Annotated in this window: 17 protein-coding genes and 1 tRNA gene; 10 read left to right on the top strand and 8 right to left on the bottom strand. The window is 40.7% G+C overall.

Annotation, left to right across the window (positions count from 1 at the left end; all coding sequences use genetic code 11):
- The first annotated feature begins 90 nt into the window (after positions 1-90).
- The 4 genes from prfB to ACDG22_RS01270 all read left to right on the top strand — a co-directional run bounded on the left by prfB (position 91) and on the right by ACDG22_RS01270 (position 2597).
- Positions 91-1206, top strand: coding sequence for a peptide chain release factor 2 (gene prfB / locus ACDG22_RS01285; protein WP_007568425.1), 1116 nt, complete (start codon positions 91-93; stop codon positions 1204-1206).
- A gap of 70 nt (positions 1207-1276) precedes the next feature.
- Entirely contained in the window at positions 1277-1414 is a 138-nt protein-coding gene (locus ACDG22_RS01280) for a hypothetical protein (RefSeq protein ID WP_007568426.1), read from the top strand.
- Positions 1415-1429: 15 nt separating this feature from the next.
- Positions 1430-1906 carry a CYTH domain-containing protein gene (locus tag ACDG22_RS01275; RefSeq protein ID WP_022125230.1) on the top strand — a complete coding sequence of 159 codons (477 nt, stop codon included), beginning with the start codon at positions 1430-1432 and terminating at the stop codon, positions 1904-1906.
- Between the two features lie 187 nt (positions 1907-2093).
- Positions 2094-2597, top strand: coding sequence for an RNA polymerase sigma factor (locus ACDG22_RS01270; protein WP_007568428.1), 504 nt, complete (start codon positions 2094-2096; stop codon positions 2595-2597).
- Between the two features lie 83 nt (positions 2598-2680).
- Here the strand turns inward: ACDG22_RS01270 and ACDG22_RS01265 are convergent, their stop codons facing one another.
- Entirely contained in the window at positions 2681-3073 is a 393-nt protein-coding gene (locus tag ACDG22_RS01265; protein ID WP_270230140.1) for a VanZ family protein, read from the bottom strand.
- Positions 3074-3160: 87 nt separating this feature from the next.
- On the opposite strand from ACDG22_RS01265, the gene ACDG22_RS01260 reads away from it, so the two are divergent.
- Together ACDG22_RS01260 and ACDG22_RS01255 are read left to right on the top strand one after the other, a co-directional pair.
- Positions 3161-4528, top strand: a complete 1368-nt coding sequence (locus ACDG22_RS01260; protein ID WP_007571161.1) for a sodium-dependent transporter — start codon at positions 3161-3163, stop codon at positions 4526-4528.
- A gap of 4 nt (positions 4529-4532) precedes the next feature.
- Positions 4533-5429 (top strand): helix-hairpin-helix domain-containing protein, encoded by an 897-nt coding sequence (locus tag ACDG22_RS01255; RefSeq protein ID WP_270230124.1) that lies wholly within the window; start codon positions 4533-4535, stop codon positions 5427-5429.
- A gap of 5 nt (positions 5430-5434) precedes the next feature.
- Here ACDG22_RS01255 and ACDG22_RS01250 read toward each other — a convergent pair whose 3' ends face one another.
- Positions 5435-6856, bottom strand: coding sequence for an alkaline phosphatase (locus ACDG22_RS01250; protein ID WP_022125227.1), 1422 nt, complete (start codon positions 6854-6856; stop codon positions 5435-5437).
- A gap of 264 nt (positions 6857-7120) precedes the next feature.
- On the opposite strand from ACDG22_RS01250, the gene ACDG22_RS01245 reads away from it, so the two are divergent.
- The 3 genes from ACDG22_RS01245 to ACDG22_RS01235 all read left to right on the top strand — a co-directional run bounded on the left by ACDG22_RS01245 (position 7121) and on the right by ACDG22_RS01235 (position 10179).
- Positions 7121-8077 carry a fimbrillin family protein gene (locus ACDG22_RS01245; RefSeq protein WP_022125226.1) on the top strand — a complete coding sequence of 319 codons (957 nt, stop codon included), beginning with the start codon at positions 7121-7123 and terminating at the stop codon, positions 8075-8077.
- Positions 8078-8187: 110 nt separating this feature from the next.
- Positions 8188-8757, top strand: coding sequence for a xanthine phosphoribosyltransferase (gene xpt, locus ACDG22_RS01240; RefSeq protein ID WP_007571152.1), 570 nt, complete (start codon positions 8188-8190; stop codon positions 8755-8757).
- Between the two features lie 90 nt (positions 8758-8847).
- Positions 8848-10179: a nucleobase:cation symporter-2 family protein gene (locus tag ACDG22_RS01235; protein WP_022125225.1), complete on the top strand. Its 1332-nt coding sequence runs from the start codon at positions 8848-8850 to the stop codon at positions 10177-10179.
- 133 nt (positions 10180-10312) lie between these two features.
- Here the strand turns inward: ACDG22_RS01235 and ACDG22_RS01230 are convergent, their stop codons facing one another.
- From ACDG22_RS01230 to ACDG22_RS01210, 5 genes are all read right to left on the bottom strand, one after another.
- A complete protein-coding gene (locus ACDG22_RS01230; protein WP_022125224.1) occupies positions 10313-13018 on the bottom strand; it encodes a 4-alpha-glucanotransferase in 2706 nt (901 codons plus the stop codon).
- Positions 13019-13287: 269 nt separating this feature from the next.
- Positions 13288-15252: a DNA topoisomerase (ATP-hydrolyzing) subunit B gene (gene gyrB / locus ACDG22_RS01225; RefSeq protein ID WP_022125223.1), complete on the bottom strand. Its 1965-nt coding sequence runs from the start codon at positions 15250-15252 to the stop codon at positions 13288-13290.
- Between the two features lie 188 nt (positions 15253-15440).
- Positions 15441-15938, bottom strand: coding sequence for a DUF4251 domain-containing protein (locus ACDG22_RS01220; RefSeq protein ID WP_022125222.1), 498 nt, complete (start codon positions 15936-15938; stop codon positions 15441-15443).
- A gap of 357 nt (positions 15939-16295) precedes the next feature.
- Positions 16296-16550 carry a 30S ribosomal protein S20 gene (gene rpsT / locus ACDG22_RS01215; RefSeq protein ID WP_007571135.1) on the bottom strand — a complete coding sequence of 85 codons (255 nt, stop codon included), beginning with the start codon at positions 16548-16550 and terminating at the stop codon, positions 16296-16298.
- Between the two features lie 42 nt (positions 16551-16592).
- A tRNA-Glu gene (locus ACDG22_RS01210) sits at positions 16593-16664 on the bottom strand.
- A gap of 431 nt (positions 16665-17095) precedes the next feature.
- Here ACDG22_RS01210 and recO point away from each other — a divergent pair.
- Entirely contained in the window at positions 17096-17818 is a 723-nt protein-coding gene (gene recO, locus ACDG22_RS01205) for a DNA repair protein RecO (RefSeq protein WP_177593675.1), read from the top strand.
- A 265-nt stretch (positions 17819-18083) separates the two neighbouring features.
- On the opposite strand, the gene ACDG22_RS01200 is transcribed toward recO, so the two are convergent.
- Entirely contained in the window at positions 18084-18533 is a 450-nt protein-coding gene (locus ACDG22_RS01200; protein ID WP_007571129.1) for a GatB/YqeY domain-containing protein, read from the bottom strand.
- Between the last annotated feature and the right edge of the window lie 26 nt (positions 18534-18559).

Below are 18559 nucleotides of genomic sequence, written 5' to 3'. Positions count from 1 at the left end.
TTTAGAGCTGCCAAAATCTTTATCTTCTGTTTTTACTTAACAGACGAAATATGTAATTTTGCAATTCGAATAAAAGACAAGAGATTCAATATGATAACAATAGAACAGCTAAAAGATGTAAAGACACGTACTGAAGCCCTTTATCGTTATTTGGATATAGAAAATAAAAAGGTACAGGTAGAAGAAGAACAACTTCGTACGCAAGCTCCAGGATTTTGGGATGATGCTAAGAAAGCAGAAGCACAGATGAAAAAGGTGAAGAGCTTGCAGGGATGGATTGAAGGCTATAATGCAGTAAAGACATTGACAGATGAACTGGAACTGGCTTTCGATTTTTATAAAGATGAATTAGTGACTGAAGAGGAAGTTGATGAGGCTTATGCTAAATCTTTACAGGCTCTTGAAGAATTGGAATTGAAAAATATGCTTCGTTCTGAGGCCGATCAGATGGATTGTGTATTGAAAATCAATTCAGGAGCTGGCGGTACAGAAAGTCAGGACTGGTCGTCTATGCTGATGCGTATGTATATGCGTTGGGCTGAAAGTAACGGCTACAAGCTTTCGGTAGCAAACTTACAGGAAGGTGATGAAGCTGGAATTAAGACTGTTACCATGAATATAGAAGGTGCATATGCTTATGGCTATCTGAAAGGAGAGAATGGTGTGCATCGTTTGGTTCGTGTTTCACCTTATAATGCTCAGGGTAAGCGAATGACTTCTTTTGCATCGGTATTTGTTACTCCATTGGTAGATGACTCCATTGAAGTAGTTGTAGAACCTGCTCGTTTGTCATGGGATACTTTCCGAAGTGGAGGTGCCGGTGGACAGAACGTCAATAAGGTAGAATCAGGAGTACGTTTGCGTTATCAGTATAAAGATCCTTATACTGGTGAGGAAGAAGAAATTTTGATTGAAAATACCGAAACTCGCGACCAGCCTAAGAATAAAGAAAATGCAATGCGTCAGTTGCGTTCTATTTTGTACGATAAAGAATTGCAGCATCGTATGGAAGAACAGGCAAAGGTTGAGGCCGGAAAGAAAAAGATCGAATGGGGATCACAGATTCGCAGTTATGTATTTGACGACCGTCGTGTAAAAGATCATCGTACTAATTACCAGACATCCGATGTGAATGGAGTTATGGATGGTAAAATTGATGGTTTCATCAAGGCATATCTGATGGAATTCTCCGATAGCGAGGCATAAGAAGAATAGATTCTTTTTGATACAATATGTCGCACATTCAATTTTAAAGTTTAATCTAAATATACTAGCTATGGGAAATAAAAAACATAACAAGAAGCAAGATTACAGCAAGCGTGAAGAAGAAAAAGCAAATCGTTTGATAAAGTATTTGTGTGTAGCTTTAATTATTTTGGCTGTCTTGATTATGACCCTTTATTCATTGTCTTAAAAAACGATAACCACGATGGCACAGGAAATAGAACGTAAGTTTTTGGTGAAGGATGATTCCTATCGTCAGCTGGCTGACAGCAAAAGCCGGATAAAGCAAGGTTATATTTGTAGTGCTCGTGGGAGAACTGTGAGAGTACGTATCCGCGATAAGGAAGGTTTTCTTACAATAAAAGGGCCCTCGGATGAGTCGGGGTTAAGTCGCTATGAGTGGGAACGTCAGATTCCGCTTCATGAAGCAGAAGAATTGATGAAACTTTGCGAGCCTGGACTCATCGATAAGACACGTTATTTGGTAAACTTTGATAATCATACTTTCGAGGTAGATGAGTTTTATGGCGAAAATGATGGACTCGTTGTTGCCGAAGTAGAACTCTCTACCGCGGAAGAAACATTCTCATCTCCTGCTTTTCTTGGAGAAGAAGTAACAGGGCAGGTGAGATATTACAATTCTTTTCTGATGAAAGAACCATACTCTACATGGAAAAAATAACAGTTTGTTTTTTCTGAAACCTTCAAAAACCACCTGTAAACTGTTACAGAAGGGGGTAAAAACTGTTATATGATAGATATTCCCCTGTGTATTATCTGATTTTATGAAATTGGTTGTCCGTTTATGAGCTAATATTGCAGTACCAAACGAAACAAGAATATTAATCTCAAACACCAATTATAAAATTATGAGAACTGCTAATTTTGCTCAGGATCTGTTGAGCGTTCAGACAGAACTATTGAATTTTGCTTATAAGTTGACAGCAGATCGCGAAGAAGCAAATGACCTCCTTCAGGAAACTTCATTGAAGGCTTTAGACAATGAAGATAAATATACAGCTGAAACAAATTTCAAGGGATGGATCTATACCATCATGCGTAATATCTTTATTAATAATTATCGTAAGGCTTTACGCGATCAGACTTATGTAGACCAGACCGATAATCAATTTTATTTGAATCAGAATATAGACATTGAAGGTGATTCAACTGAAGGTTCTTATGATTTGAAGGAAATGCGTCGCATAGTTAATGCTTTGCCTAAGGAATATCGCATTCCATTTTCTATGTACGTATCAGGGTTCAAGTATCGTGAGATAGCAGATAAGCTGGGGCTTCCACTTGGTACTGTAAAGAGCCGTATTTATTTTACCCGGCAAAAGTTGCAGGAAGAACTGAAGGACTTCCGTTGAAATTGTGAAAAAACTCTCTATCTTTAAAAATAATTAATAACGTTTTTCATTGACTCCGGGGGCTGTGAAGTTCCCGGAGTTTCTCATTTTTGCAGGAATCTTTTTATTATAGGGCGGAGTATATAATAGTTGACAGGCAATGCTAATCCTACTCCCAGGCTATTGGCTAGAAAATCTAGCCAGTCACCACTTCGGTTGTCTGTGCATGAAGCTTGTAACAGTTCAATACATCCACTCATGAAGATTGGCAATATAATACCTCCTGTGATTAGTTTTTTCCATACGATGAACTTATGCAGTCTTAGGTATTCGAACCAAATGACCATGGTCAGGCCTCCATACATACAAATATGCACTATTTTATCAATAAACGGAACGTTGTTTAATTCTGTTTGAGGAGGAGTAAAGAAAGATAAATAACAGATTACGATGATTGTTATTATAGATAGAGGATAAGTCCTTATGTAATACATAATATGCTAATTTTTTATATTTAGCGCGAAAATACGATATTTTTTGTATTTTTGCGCCTTATAATTGTACAAACTATAACAAAAAGTCTTATGCATCATAATGATCGAGTAAGTTTTGGCAGTAGGTTAGGAGCTATTTTAGCAGCTGCTGGTTCGGCAGTTGGGTTAGGTAATATATGGCGCTTCCCATATGAAACAGGAAACCATGGGGGAGCTGTCTTTATTTTGATATACTTAGGATGCATTTTTATTTTAGGTCTTCCGATTATGATTGCCGAGTTTACTATTGGACGGCATTCGAAGGCTAGTACCGGAGAGGCTTTTAAGGTTTTGGCGCCAAAAGGTTATTGGAAGTGGGTCGGATATTTAGGTGTACTGACAGGCTTTCTGATATTAGGATATTATTCTGTTGTAGCAGGATGGACGTTGGAATATGTTTTTGAAGCTGCGACCGGACAGTTTGCCGGTAAATCCTCATCTGAATTTGTTTCGATGTTTCAGCAGTTTTCTCAGAATCCTATACGCCCTTTGATATGGCTGACAGTTTTTATGCTGCTTACTCATTTTGTGATTGTAAAAGGGGTACAGAAAGGAATTGAACGTTCCTCTAAAGTATTGATGCCTTTACTCTTTATTCTGGTTGTTGTACTGGCAGTTTGTTCGGTTATGCTTCCTGGTGCAGAAAAAGGTATAGAGTTCTTGCTGACTCCAGATTTTAGTAAAATAACACCTGATGTTTTTCTTGGTGCCATGGGACAGGCCTTCTTTTCTTTAAGTCTAGGCATGGGATGTCTGTCTACATATGCGTCCTATTTTGGGAAAGAAACCCGTTTGGGACATACAGCAATGAGTGTCGGACTCATTGATACATTTGTGGCTGTACTGGCTGGACTGATAATCTTTCCGGCTGCTTTTTCCGTAGGTATAGAGCCCGATGCAGGTCCTTCACTTATCTTTATTACATTGCCGAATGTCTTTCAACAGGCATTTAGTGGAGTTCCGTTGCTAGCGTATGTTTGTTCCATTCTGTTTTATGTATTGTTGGCATTAGCAGCTTTGACTTCTACAATTTCACTGCATGAGGTTTCTACAGCATTTTTGCATGAGAAATTTCATTTTACTCGTAGTAAAGCTGCAACTATCATCACTGTATCCAGTCTGCTGATTGGAATTGTTTCTTCATTGGCATTGGGCGATTGGAGTAGTTATACGATAGCTGGAATGAATTTATTTGATGCATTGGATTTCCTGACAGCAAAAATTATGCTTCCTTTGGGTGGTATGTTTGCTGCTATATTTGTCGGTTGGGTTATCGATCGCCGTATAGTACGTGATGAAGTGACTAATTATGGAACATTGAAAGCTACATTTTACCCTGTTTATATTTTTATTTTAAAGTTTATAGCTCCTATTGGTATTGCTTTAATTTTTATGAATGAACTCGGACTGTTAGGATAAACCGATGTGGAAAGATTTCTTTTATTATACTAAATCGGAACGACGGGTAATTCTTCTCTTGTTGGCTATAGCTTTATTATTGTTGGGAATATGGGCTGTTATGGAATACTTACGTCCGGTGGAGGTACCTGTTACGTTGTCCGAAAGTGAGGAAATCGATTCATTTCTTGCCAATTTGGAAGAACAGGAAAAAATACGTAAGAGTCACACTCCAAAGAATGAAATATCTGTCGTATTGCAACCCTTCGATCCGAATACCGCAGATTCTGTATTATTACGTCAGTTAGGACTTCCGGTTTATATTGTTCGTAATATACTGAAGTATCGAGCGAAAGGAGGAGTTTTCCGTTCACCGGAGTCTTTTTCCCGTATATATGGCTTAAAGGAAGAAGTGTATCAGAAGCTGAAGCCTTATATTACGATTGCCCCACTTGTATCAGTCAGTCATGTTCGTACAGATACTTTTAGACAATTAAAAGATACAATACCTTACATACCTAAATATGAGGAGGGAACAATAGTCGATTTGAACAAAGCAGATACTTCCATTCTGAAGCGTATTCCCGGCATTGGGAGTACATTGGCACGTATGATTGTAGTTTACCGACAGCGCCTTGGAGGTTTCTATGATGTGTCACAACTACAGGAAGTACCTCATGTTGGAGTTGAACTGAATAAGTGGTTTGTCGTTACACCTGCTGGTTTACATAAGATTCAGGTAAATAGTGCCTCTTTGGATAAATTGAGATCACATCCTTATATGGACTTTTATAAGGCTAAAGCCATTATGGAGTATCGCCGTAAACGAGGTAAAATAAAAGGTCTTTCTCAGCTCTCCATGTTTGAGGAGTTTACCGAGAAAGACCTGAAAAGATTATCTCCCTATCTAACTTTCGAGTGATTGGGTTATTCAGCTGTATATCCGGCTGCCTTAGCTATCTTTATAGGTATTTCTGTATTGTCAATTCTTCCTTGGAAGAGGTCTGCTCCGGCACCGATTGCAAATACAGGTACATATCCGGCTGAATGTCCTCCGCTGGTCCAGCCAACCAAAGCGATTTCATCGATAATACGTTTAGCTTCTGCTGCCAAAGGCTCGTCTTGTGCATATTCGCTCTTTTCTAATTTGGCTTCTTTACCCTTGAACGTGTCGTTGTATTTAGCCAACAGACGTTCTTCCTGCTTTTCGTTAAGTTTTACTTTGTCCCAGAAACCGAAATTTTCTTTCAGAGCTTGTTGTACTTTTTCCCAGGAAACATTGTTGTTGTACTTTTTGCGCAATTCGTTCAGAATACGGGTAAAACCGCTTTCACTCACTTTTTGGTTCTTAAGAACTTGCAAATTTAGTTTATAAGCTCCCGTACCCAACACAAATCCTCCTGTCTCATGGTCGGCAGTAACTACGATAAGTGTTTCATCCGGATGCTGAGAATAAAACTCATAAGCGACCTTTACCGCTTCATCCATGTCGGCTACTTCATGGAAGGCAGTAGCTGCATCATTGCTATGGCATGCCCAGTCTATTTTTCCCCCTTCTACCATCAGGAAAAATCCTTTAGACAAATCTTTCGACAGGAAATTTATTGCCGAACGGGTTATGTCTGCAAGAGTCAAGTCGTCTTTAGTACGGTCTATTGCATATGGAATGGCTGTACGGTCTTTTTCTGAAGCTTTTTCCGACTGGAACAGAATCATTTTGTCTGCCTTCTTGCATTTTTTCAGATAGTCTTTATATCCTCTTGCAATTGTATAACCATTTTTTTCGGCCATAGTGTACAGGTTTTCAGAATTGCCATCCTTGTTGTCTTTATTGTTCGGATCGATAAAGTCTGAACCTGCATAAAAGTCAAATCCGGCTTTATATAAATCTGTACCTATTTTATAATAACTTCCACGGCTGGGATCGTGAGCATAGAAAGCTGCTGGAGTTGCGTGGTCTACACTTACACTAGTTGTCACACCTACCCGGCAACCTTTATTTTTTGCCCATACAGCGACACTGCTGACTTCGGTCTGCAAATCTTGCTTCATCCCTATCGTACCGTTTTGAGTCTTGTTTCCTGTTGCAAGAGCTGTACCGGCTGCGGCAGAGTCAGTAACTCCGTTAGTTGCCGAAAAAGTAGTGGCGGTAGTTGCGTAAGGAAACTGTGTGAACCAGATAGGTGTAATACCTATTTTGCCTTCCAGTTCACCACGGTATAATTCTGTACCTTGAACTTGGTTTACTCCCATTCCATCACCGATGAAATAAAATACATATTTCGCTTGTTGTGCATAGCCCGACAAGACGAGGAGAAGAAAAGATAATAATAATGAAAGTTTCTTCATGTTTTTAGCTATTATTGATTTGTACAAACTTACGATATAATTCTGTAAAGTCGAAATTATTTATTCTTATTTGTGTAAACCGAAACTTAAATGTTCTTCCTGTTTCAATTGTTGCTACAATGTTTTTTCATTTCTATAACAAAATACATTTTGATTACTTTTTCGTTTCTGGCTTCATGAAAGTAAATATTGTACAAAAATGGTATAAAAAGAAAATGGTATGCGTTAATGGATTAATGATTTTATAAATTAATATTTATCATTATGAAGAAGACATTGGTAAAATGGTCGTGTCTGGCCATTGGGGTACTGGCATCATGTCAGCAGAGAGATTTATCAGAGGGTATTTCATCAGATTCTTTGGCTTTGAACTTACAAGCTTCTGTTGCGGGAGAAATTATATCAAGAACGACTACTCAACAAGACGGACATACAACGTTCGTGCAAGGTGATAAGATAGGATTTTTCATGCCCGAAGGAGATGATGCTATTTTGTGGACATTGGGTGAAAGTGTCTGGCAGCCGGATACTCCTTTGTTTTGGCCGGACCAGAAGAATAATTATGATTTTTGTGCCTTTTATCCATATGCAGAAGGAGCTCAGCGTGCTAATGTGCCTATGCCGGATTTGAGCGAGCAGGATGGAACGTTGGAGAATATCGGAAAATGGGATTTTCTGGTAGCCAATAAAACATGCAACTATCAGACCAATTCTGGTAAGGTTTCTTTTACTGATGAATCTGCGTTTAAACATACTTGCAGTCTGGTACTGGTCACTCTCGTAAAGAATGAAAAAGATGCTGAAACAACATTGAAGACTGCTGGTTTTGAAGGAAAAGGAATTGTTTCGAAATATATCTATAATTTTACGGAAGGAAAGATGCAGCCAGTGGCCGAAAGTCCGGAAGGCAATAAACTCTTGTTGGATATGGAGCCGGAAGGAGTAGCTATTACAGAAGGAGGCTATGAGATAGCCGTTTTGCTGAATCCGACATCAGAAGATGGTACATTGAAGTTTTCTATTTCATATGAACGTGATGGATTTGCGTACGAAGCTTATACTGAAGCAATGAAAGGACATCTGGTAGGAGGAAAATGTTATAAGTATAAAGTGAAAATAGAAAAGGAAAGCCTGATCATTGAAGGCAGTGATATTTCAGACTGGCAAACAGATGGTGAAACAGAAGATATAACAGTGAACGACGTACCTAAAGTTGAATAATTTTTAGTTTTGCATAATATCTCTCCCTCAAGCATTGCCGGAAATAAGATAAAAACGTGTAAATTTGCAAAATATTTAAAATATAAAACAATTAAAGCTCTTTTTGGTATATGAAGGCACTCAAGGAACGTATCTTGCGCGATGGTAAATGTTTTGAGGGAGGAATATTAAAAGTAGATAATTTTATTAATCATCAGATGGACCCGATTCTGATGAAATCTATGGCGGTAGAGTTTGTACGCCGTTTTGCTAGTACAAAAATCAATAAAATACTGACTATCGAGGCCAGTGGTATTGCTCCGGCTATAATGGTAGGATATTTGCTCGAGCTTCCTGTTGTCTTTGCAAAGAAAAAGAAACCCAGTACAATGGAAAACATGCTTACTACTACGGTGTATTCGTTTACAAAAGACCGTTCGTATGAGGTATGTGTCAGCAGTGACTATTTGTGTCCGGGAGATAAGGTATTGTTTATCGATGATTTCCTTGCAAATGGTAATGCGGCAAAAGGAATCATAGACCTGGTACAAAAGGCAGGAGCAGAACTTGTGGGTATGGGATTTTTGATAGAGAAGTCATTCCAGCATGGTGGTGACTACTTGCGTGCACAAGGTATTCATGTAGAATCATTGGCTATTATCGAAAGCTTGGATCATTGCGAAATTAAAATAAAAGAGTAATTTTTCGTGGAGGAACTGTATTTCTGAGTCTGGAATACAGTTCCTTCATTTTTTTATTTTTCATATTTTAAAAAGTTAGTATTAGTTTTAATGGAAAAAGAACAGACACAAGCTCCGGGGGCGGGGCTGATTTACGGACTGAATGACCGTCCGCCTGTGAAAGAAACAATTTTTGCTGCTTTGCAACATCTGTTGGCTATCTTTGTTGCTATTATTACTCCTCCGTTGATTATTGCCGGTGCGTTAAAACTTGATTTGGAAACAACTGGTTTTCTCGTTTCTATGGCTTTGTTTGCATCTGGTGTTTCTACATTTATTCAGTGCCGTCGGGTAGGACCGATCGGCTGTGGATTACTTTGTATTCAGGGAACCAGTTTCTCGTTTATCGGACCTATCATTTCAGCCGGACTGACAGGAGGTCTTTCTGCTATTTTTGGAGCATGTATCGTTGCTTCTTCGGTAGAGATGCTTATTAGCCGTGTATTGAAATATACTCGCCGTGTTATTACTCCGCTGGTTTCGGGTATTGTTGTGACGCTTATCGGTATGAGTCTGATAAAAGTAGGTATTTCTGCATGTGGCGGAGGTGCTGTTGCGCAGGCGAATGGAACATTTGGAGCGATAGAACATGTTGGTCTTGCTGCTCTTGTTCTGATATTGATTATCATATTTAACCGAAGTTCAAACCGCTATCTGCGTATGAGCTCCATTGTTATTGGTCTGGTTATCGGCTATATCACAGCATGGGCATTGGGAATGGTAGATTTCTCGGCTGTACAGAGTTATGGTGGTTTCAATATACCTGTACCTTTCCGCTATGGTATTTCGTTCGATATTTCTTCTATCATTGCATTGGCATTGGTTTATCTGATTACTGCAATAGAGGCTTATGGTGATATTACTGCCAATTCTCTGATTTCGGGTGAACCGGTAGAAGGGGAAACTTTTGTGAAACGCGCTTCTGGAGGTATTCTGGCAGACGGATTCAACTCTATGTTGGCTGGTTTCTTCAATTCCTTCCCCAATTCAATTTTTGCACAGAACAACGGTATGATACAGCTTACAGGAGTGGCCAGCCGCTATGTAGGTTATTACATTGCCGGCTTCCTGATTGTTCTCGGCTTGTTCCCAGCTGTAGGACTTGTATTTTCGCTGATGCCCGAGCCTGTGCTTGGTGGAGCTACTTTGTTGATGTTCGGTACAGTAGCTGCAGCTGGTATCCGTATCATTGCTGCACAGAAGATTGACCGTAAAGCTACACTGGTTATGGCTCTGAGTTTCTCTTTTGGTCTGAGTGTAGAACTTGTACCCGATATACTTTGTCAGTTGCCGGAAACATTGCGTAATATTTTTGCGTCAGGTATTACAACCGGTGGACTGACTGCTATTCTTGCCAACTTGCTGATTCGTATCAAAGAATAATCGTACAGAATAGTTCTAAAGATTTACAGATTCTAATAAGCAATATAAAAGGCTCTATCAAATTCCGTTTGGGAAAAGTGATAGAGCCTTTTTAATTGGTATTGAGTATTCGGTGTATCAGATATAAATTTTCTTATTCTGCATCTTCAGTTTGTTCCGAAACACTTCTTCCGCTCTCTTCAATCATCGAGCGTATGTATTCATTAAATTCATCCTGTTTCATCAGCTCTTCCAGCGTGATATGCATACGCCAGCGCCAGTAATGACGCGGATCGGCAGGAACATTGATTCGTTCGATGTTGATATCCGGATTACGAAGTGCACCGTCCATCGAAGTCCAGTCTTGCCATGTCAGTATACAGAGCATAGACGGACTCTCCAAATGCTGGCGTATAACTTCCTCGCACAGCCACTCTGGTGCGTGTTCAGGAACATTGCCCCAATGTCCCAGTTCCTGATGGTAGAAGCGTTCGGTCAGTTCTTTATCCTCTTCCCACCAGCCTCTGAAAGTAGACATATCATGTGTACCTATCGTACATACAGACTGGAAAGGATATTCGTGTACCTGTCCGAATTCGTGTGCCGGGCTCTTGGGCATTCGCTGGATCTCAAGTGACAGAATTTGCAGCTGGTTCATAACCCATGGTACACAGTCGGGAACCATTCCGAGATCTTCTCCACATACCAGCATCGATGTAGCCTGTGTCAGAACAGGAAGTTTTTTCATTGCTTCGTGATACCAGAACTCATTATGTCGCTGGTAATAGTAATGATTGTACAGATGATTGAATGCTTCCTGATCCTGTTCTCTTAGCTGCTTGAAGATATAATCATTCTGAACGGCGATTCGTGGATGATACATTTCTGGGTTGTCACGGTCGGGAATGAAAAGTACATCACTGATCAGTGCGTAAAGCTTTTCTTTTATGTCCTGACTTTCAGCATCAGGTTTGTCGGCAAAGTAAGCTTCCACCTTCCGTTGTGTATCAAATTCAGGTCGCATGACGTAAATATCATGATGCAACCGTTTTACGAAAGTTTCTTTTACTTCCTCACTATGTTCGCCGAATACCGTATTCAGTATATAATCATTGATAAACGGACGTGTCATTGTTTCCTTGCTGAAAGCCAGTCCGAAACTCTGAATTTCTTCCTTACTCATCGGGAGGGAAGGTACAAACTGTCCCAGCAAACCGTGTACTGAATGATAGGGGATTTCCCAAATGCGGAAAAATCCCAGTATATGGTCGATACGGTAAGCGGTAAAGTATTCTGCCATTTTCCGGAAACGTTTTTGCCACCAGCTGTAGTTATCTTTTGCCATTACATCCCAGTTGTAAGTCGGCATACCCCAGTTCTGTCCGTTGGTAGAGAATGCGTCTGGTGGTGCTCCAGCCTGTCCGTTCATGTTGAAGTAATACGGTTCTACCCATGCTTCTACACTTGTACGGCTGATACCGATAGGAATATCTCCTTTGATAATGACTCCTTTGCTTCGTGCATAGTCGGAAGTGGCAAGCAACTGCACATGCAATTCATATTGCAGGAAGTAGTAGAATGCTATTTTACTGTATGCAGTACTGTCCGGATTACATAACTCCTGGATTTGTTCTTTGTCGTATCTGCTATATTCGCCCCAGTTGTTGAAGTCGGAAGTGTGATTCAGATCACGCAGGTAGCTGTATGCTGCATATGGAATAAGCCATTCTTTGTTGTCGCGGAAAAAGGCTTCAAAGCTTTCAGATGTTAGAATATTTTCTGACTCTTGTTCGAAAAGCATTCTCAGATAACTTCTTTTCTGTTTGTTCACCTCTTCATAGTCTACTTGCGGAAGACTGTTCAGGCGGATACGCTGCTCTTCGAACATTTGGCTGGCTTCTTCGTTCTGCAATGCAGGAAGCTGGCGCAGGTCAATATACATCGGGTGGAAAGCATAAATGGATATACTGTTGTATGGATATGAATCCATCCATGTATCTGTCATTGTCGTATCGTTGATCGGAAGTATCTGTACGACTTTCTGTTTTGTAGCCGATGCCCATGTAATGAATGTCTTCAGGTCGCCAAAGTCGCCTACACCGAAACTCCCTTCCGAGCGAAGCGAAAATACCGGTATGGCACATCCGGCTACACGCAAGCTGCGAGTGTTGAAAAAAACTTCTGTTTCAGGTGGAAAATATGTTTCTCCCCGCTGTAAGGGTTGTGTATGGAATATCCGGTTGTTTCGTGTTTCCCATGCCACTACGGCTCCGGTCTTGTTGCTGACTGCTACGAATTTATATTCGAAAGGAAATTTCAGCGATGAGGCGTCTACCGTCAGTTGCCATACGTTAGGGCGGACTTCACGCATACGTATGGGACGGCAGTATTCCCAGTTGCCCAAGGCATTGCAACTGCCTATCAGACCGAGCGATTGTTCTTTGCTGCTCAGTCCCGGACATAAGGCACGGAATGTTATGCAACTTCCTACATTGTCGTTCAGCCTGACAGGACTGACCGGAGTATATTTCCCGTTGAACGCAGAGCTGTACCGGTAATTGTTTTCTGGTAAGTCACGCCAGCAGTCGTCTATAATATAACAACTCTGCTGGGCATTGCCCGGATAGATGATGTGGGCGATGGCTCCCAGTTCTTTACGTGTACATGAATTATCTCTATATATAGCGTACCGGTAGGTGAGAGGTGCGTCGCATGGTGACAACTGGTAGTCGCAACTGCCTTGCCATTCGACGCCGTCGCGGGTAGACAGGGCTACTGACTGATTCTCATCTTCATCGAAGATGATGCGTACTTCTTCTCCCCATAGCGTACGATACTGGATTCGGAATATCAGTTTCATCTTGTTTCGAAGTATTAGTTTAATTGTCTTTTCAAAAATAAACAATAAAACCGAAAAAACGCTTTTATCCCCTGTGTAATTTTTATTCGGAGAGGGATTGGATTTTCCTTTTTACAGGTTTCAAATAGTTATGAATGGAGAGAGGAATACCGGTTTGTGAGATTCTGAGGCAAGCCCTGAAAATAAAAAAGCTCCGGAAATTGTTTCCGGAGCTTTCCTCATTGTAAGATGTGAGGATGGATTTAAAAATTTGGTTTATAAAAAATGCACTACGCATCAATGTTAGCGTAGGTAGCATGTTTTTCAATAAATTCACGGCGCGGAGCAACATCGTCCCCCATCAACATGGAGAATATATAGTCGGCTTCAGCCGCATTTTCAATGCTTACCTGTTTCAGTATACGTGTTTCCGGATTCATGGTTGTTTCCCACAACTGTTCCGGATTCATTTCACCCAAACCTTTGTAGCGCTGTGTGTGAATACCGGTTTCTGTTCCGTCACCATATTTCTGCATAAATGCCTGACGTTCTTCATCAGTGTAACAATATTCGCTGATTTTACCTTTCGAGCATTTGTACAGAGGCGGGTTGGCGATGTAAAGGTGTCCGCCCTGAATTACTTCAGGCATATAGCGGTAGAACAATGTCATGATAAGGGTGTCGATGTGAGAACCATCGACATCGGCATCGGTCATGATGATCACCTTGTGATAACGGAGCTTGTCGATGTTCGCTTTCTTGCTATCTTCAGTTCCGTCTACACCGAAACGTACCCCCAGTGCCTGAATGATATTGTTTACCTCATCGCTTTCGAATGCTTTATGCCACATGGCTTTCTCTACATTCAGGATCTTACCACGCAATGGAAGAATGGCCTGGAACTGGCGGCTGCGTCCTTGTTTTGCAGAACCACCTGCTGAGTCACCCTCGACAAGGAACAATTCACATTCTTCTGCCGTACGGCTTGAACAGTCGGCAAGCTTTCCTGGCAGACCGCCTCCACCCATCGGGCTCTTGCGCTGTACCGATTCACGTGCCTTACGGGCAGCGATACGTGCTGTTGCCGCAAGAACAACTTTGTCGACAATCGTTTTTGCTTCCTTCGGATGTTCTTCCAGATAGTAAGTAAGAGCTTCACCTACAGCCTGATTTACAGCACCGCTTACCTCGTTGTTACCCAGTTTGGTCTTGGTCTGTCCTTCGAACTGTGGCTCTGCTACTTTTACTGAAATAACGGCAATCAGTCCTTCGCGGAAGTCTTCACCAGATATTTCTACTTTTGCTTTTTCCAGTGCTTTGCTTTCTTCAGCATATTTTTTCAGTACACGAGTCAAAGCTGTACGGAAGCCCGCTTCGTGTGTACCACCTTCTATAGTGTTGATGTTATTCACATACGAGTGCAGGTTTTCGCGGAAGCCTGTATTGTACATGATAGCACATTCGATAGGGATACCCTGTTTCTCTGTATTCAGGTAAATCACATCGTCGATAAGCGGAGTGTTTGTCGAGTTCAGGAAACGGACAAACTCTTTTACACCTTCTTCTGAGTGGAAAATTTCTTGTTTGAACGATCCGTCTTCTTCTTTCTCGCGCTTGTCGGTTAGCGTAATGGTGATACCTTTATTCAGGTATGCCAGTTCACGCATACGTGCCTGTAGGATATTATATTTATATTCGGTGGTAGTGAAAATGCTTCCATCGGGCCAGAAAGTCTGTCGGGTTCCGGTGATATCGGTAGTACCCACTTCCTTTACGGCATAGAGCGGCTTTCCGCATGCATATTCCTGCTGGTAGATTTTTCCGTTTCGGAATACGTTTGTTGTCATGTGTGTAGAAAGAGCATTTACACACGATACACCTACACCGTGCAAACCTCCGGATACCTTGTATGAACCTTTGTCGAATTTACCTCCGGCATGCAGCACAGTCATAACTACTTCCAATGCCGATTTTTTCTCTTTTTCATGGAAATCGACAGGAATACCACGACCGTTATCCTGTACGGTGATTGAATTGTCTTCGTTGATTGTTACTTCTATATGGGTACAATAACCGGCCAGGGCTTCATCGATAGAGTTGTCTACTACCTCGTACACCAGATGGTGCAATCCCTTTTCACTAATATCGCCGATATACATGGCGGGACGTTTACGTACGGCTTCTAGTCCTTCCAACACCTGGATGCTGCTTGCCGAGTAATTGTTTCCGCTGCTTGGTATCAGTTCTTCACTCATCTCTTTTTACTTCTAGTTTTTTAAGTGTTCAAAATTACTAAAAAAGCGTGATATAACCGAACTTATGATTCTAAAAAACTTGAAATTCGGATAGGAAATGGTGAACTTCTATGCTTATTCTTTGTGTGAATACAATACGGACTGTCGTCGTTTTCAGTCCGGCGGCAGTCCGTGGCAGATGAAATGTTTTATAGGGGTAAGATGTGTCCCGTAAAGTTATAATTACTTCCTAAAAAACTTTTGCTCAGCCGGACGAAGCATCGGTTGGTGTCCTTATAAAGAATTATCAGCATGGTGGAAACTCTGGTTGCCTCTCCATTGGTCTTTAATTCGTAATGAATGTCTCCGTTCTTTTGCTTTTCTCCTTTGGACAGTGTGGCTGTAAGTCCACATTCATGTCGGGGAGATCTTTTAGTCCGGCTGCCTATATCTTCGGGTGAGATGTAGTAAGAAACCTCATTGCCTTGCATGCTGAAGTAGCAGTCGGATGCGAATCGTTGCTTCGGACGTCTTCTGGAAGTGCTTTTGTCGTAGATTTCTTCTATTACAATTTTGAAACTGTGTTGTTCCAGGGCTTGTATTGCCTGTTCATGGCTTACTTTTTCGGTTGCAAGGTTTGTGGTTTTGCATCCGCTTCCCAACAAAAGAATGGTAACAAACAAAAAGAGAGAAACTGTGGTTTTCATAATCATAGGTTTTTAATAGGTGAAGCAAAAAAAACAGGTTGTCGATAACTTTTAGAGTTTTGCGTTTTCAGAGGCTCTTTTCAGAAACTGATTGCAACTGAAAAGACTATTCCTTTTCAGTTGCAATATAGTGCTTTTTTTTTAAGAAAAAAGTGATTATATGTTTTTATAGACTGTCCTTCTGTATGAGTTGAGAGGAGTTTAGGATGCTCTGAAGTGTAGGTCTGATATAGGAATCGGAGGTGAAATGAACTTGCGAATATCTCCGGGCAGAAGAAAAGGGGTATTGTGAGGTATAAACGACAAAAGGCCGAATCATTTCGATTCAGCCTTAATATCCTTAAAGTGAGCAATTACTTAAGCCAATTTGCTGATGTGAGCAGCCAATTTTGACTTCAAGTTAGCAGCTTTGTTCTTGTGGATAATGTTACGTTTAGCCAATTTATCCAACATTTTCTGTACGTTAGGGAACAGAGCTACAGCTTCTGCTTTGTCAGTAGTTGCACGAAGTTTCTTCACTGCGTTACGCATAGTCTTAGCATAATATCTGTTGTGAAGTCTTCTCTTTTCTTCTTGTCTGATTCTTTTGATAGATGATTTGTGATTTGCCATCTCGACTAATCTTTAATATTGTTCGTGATTTTGTTTATTATGTAGCCCGTGGGGGAATCGAACCCCCCTTTCAAGAATGAAAATCTTGCGTCCTAACCGATAGACGAACGGGCCATCCTTAGATTCAGGATTATTCCTGACTTGCTTTCCGAGGACATATATCTCTCGATTGCGGATGCAAAGGTATGAAGAATTTTCATTCCTGCAAAACTTTCTGTGATTTTTTTTATTAAATCATTTGCAGTTTGTCGGGGTACGTGAAATTTTGGTTCGGATAGGTGCGATTTTTACTCGTTTGGTCATGGAAAACAACCGTTTATTCCTTTTGTATAGCTGAGCTGGTTTAGTTTGATTATTGAAAGCTTGTATATTTGCAATATATCAGAGTGTCCGGTTTCTTCGGGGAAAGAATAGGAGAGACTCTGAAAATCTGAAGTCGCTCTCTCTCTTATTAAAGTTTTTATAAAATGGTTGCCCTGCATGATAAATAATTACTGTTATTTACATGCAGGGATTTTTGCATTATGTGTATCTTTGCCTCCGTTATGTTGCAAAAATACGTTGGCATAGTTCTTCATACGGTAAAGTATAACGACAAGGCAAATATCGTGCATGTCTATACCGAGCAGTCGGGCAGAATGTCTTTTCTGATTCCGGCACAGCGTTCTCGTAAATCAGCTGTAAAGCAAGTGCTTTTCCAGCCTTTGTCTGTCGTGGAATTTGAGGCGGATATGCGTCCTCGTTCCGGTATTCATCCCATCAAGGAGGCAAAAGCCTGGTACGTCTTTACGTCATTGCCTTATGATCCTTACAAATCGGCAATAGCCATGTTTCTGGCAGAATTCCTTTATCGTGCATTGAAGGAGGAAACTACCAATATTCCTTTATTTGCCTATCTGGTTCACTCTGTACAGTGGCTGGATGTTTGTGAAACCAGTTTTGCCAATTTTCATCTGGTCTTTTTAATGCGACTTTCCCGTTTTCTCGGGCTTTATCCCAACGTTGAAGAGTATTCTTCCAGCGACTATTTTGATTTGCTGAATGCTTGCTTTGTTTCTTCTCAGCCTTATCATGGCATGTTTGTTCGTCCGGAAGAGGCTTCTCATATACGTACTCTGATGCGTATGAATTATGAAACAATGCATCTGTTTGCTATGAACCGGATGGAGCGGAATCGTTGTCTGGATATCATCAATGAATATTATCGTTTACATTTACCTGACTTTCCGGAGTTGAAATCGCTTCCTGTTTTGCAAGAATTGTTTTAGATGTATAGCCTCTGAAAGTAACTCGGATAAAATAACAGGAAGTTTTAGAAAAACATCGTGAATTTTTCGGAAATTCATCGAGATCTTTTTTGAAAAATTGTACAAAAAAAGAACATTTTTTTATGACCTTTTCGTTGACTTATTTGCTTTCGCTATATAAGACATAACACCTTGTTTTCTAAGCAATAAAAAAAGATACGGAACTCTCATGGAAAGTTCCGTATCTTGTATAAGGTTTAGTCTAACTTTTCTGGATGGAGGAGAATTACTGCAACAATTCTTTTACTTTTGCAGAAATAGCACGTCCTTCGGCAAGTCCGGCCAGTTCTTTGCTGGCAACACCCATAACTTTTCCCATATCCTTTCCGCTAGTTGCACCAACACGTGCAATGATTTCTTTCAATTTAGCTTCCAGTTCTTCAGCTGAAAGTTGTTTGGGAAGGTATGCTTCGATGACACGTACCTGAGCCATTTCTTCTTCTGCGAGATCTGCACGGCCTTGTCCTTCGTAAACGGCAGCAGAATCTTTTCCTTGTTTTACCAGCTTCTGCATAATTTTCAGTGCAGCTTCATCGGTCAGTGTATCATTTGCTCCCGGAGCTGTTTTAGCTTCCAGGAAACACTTTTTGACATTGCGCAAGGTTTCCAGTCTGACCTTGTCTTTGGCTTTCATTGCCTCTTTGATATCGTTGCTGATTTGTTCGAATAAATCCATAGTAATATAGTTATAAAATTGTAGTT

It is taken from the genome of Phocaeicola coprocola, from assembly GCF_041333015.1.
Taxonomy (GTDB): Bacteria; Bacteroidota; Bacteroidia; order Bacteroidales; family Bacteroidaceae; genus Phocaeicola; species Phocaeicola coprocola.
The sequence above is the reverse complement of the archived record's forward strand: the minus strand, read 5'-3'. Positions and strand labels throughout refer to the sequence as shown.